The 1,321-nt window shown below is 35.3% G+C and carries 1 protein-coding gene; it reads left to right on the plus strand.

The features are described 5' to 3' along the window. The coding region (locus ACFOWD_RS13185) for an Ig-like domain-containing protein (RefSeq protein WP_377411354.1) at positions 1-1,321 on the plus strand (1,321 nt) is incomplete at both ends.

Raw genomic sequence — 1,321 nt, forward strand, 5'->3', positions numbered from 1 at the left:
ATAGCTTCAAATACATGATTACAGATGCTAATGGAGACACTTCAATAACGATAGTAACAGTAACAGTAACAGAGTTATCTACGCCAACAGCAGTTGCAGATGCAGTTATAGTTGTACAAGATAGTGGAGTTACGAGTATAAATGTATTAGCAAATGATGGATATGGTTCAGATGGAGCAGCGACTTCAGATGCATTAACTTTACCATCAGCAACGAGTACACAAGGAGGAACAGTTGTTGTAAATGCAGGTCAGGTAGATTACACACCAGCATCTGGTTTTACTGGACAAGATACTTTTACTTATGTTATTAAGGATTTAGATGGAGATACATCAACAGCTACAGTAACAGTAACAGTAACATCTATCAGTTCAGCAAGTGTACCTACAGCACAAGATGATGCAGTAAGTTTTACTCAAAACTCAACAGATAATATTATTAGTATTTTATTAGATAATGGATCTGGAGCAGATGATTTTGGAGTGGATGGAGCAAATGCTACTCACCCAATATCATTATCAGGTTCTTATACAGACTTAGGAGGTAAGATAGACTTAGTAGGTACTACAGTTAAATATTCTCCAAGAACAGATTTTGTAGGTGTAGACGTATTTAGTTATACAATTACAGACTTAAATGGCGATTCATCAACAGCAGAAGTAACAGTAACAGTAACAGAGATTACTACACCAACAGCAGTAGATGATGTAGCAAGTACAACAGAAGACAGTGGAGCGATTAGTATAGATGTATTAGCTAATGATAGTTATGGTTTTGATGGAGCAGCAAGTTCAGATGCATTAACCTTACCATCAGCAATAAGTACACAAGGAGGTACAGTTGTTGTAAATGCAGGAGAAGTAGACTATACACCAGCATCAGGTTTCTTTGGTACAGATACATTTGATTATACCATAAAAGATGATACAGGAGATACATCAACAGCAACTGTAACAGTAACAGTAACAGAAGCAGTTGTAGTTAATGGTTTAACAGTACCAATAGCACAACCAGATGTTGCTTCAGTAGATCAGAATAGTTCAGGTAATATTATTAATGTTTTAGTAAATGATGATTTTGGTACAGATGGAGCTATTAATGAAGGTTTAACATTACCAAATGGTACATTGTTAGGAGATAGTGATAAATTAGGAACTGTAAGTATCGATACTAATAGTACACTAGGTACATCAGATGATGTTATTTTATACACTCCAAAATCAGGTTTTGTAGGAGAAGATAGCTTCAAATACATGATTACAGATGCTAATGGAGACACTTCAATAACGATAGTAACAGTAACAGTAACAGAGTTATCTAC

This window comes from Polaribacter marinivivus, from assembly GCF_042651285.1.
GTDB classification, from domain to species: Bacteria; Bacteroidota; Bacteroidia; order Flavobacteriales; family Flavobacteriaceae; genus Polaribacter; species Polaribacter marinivivus.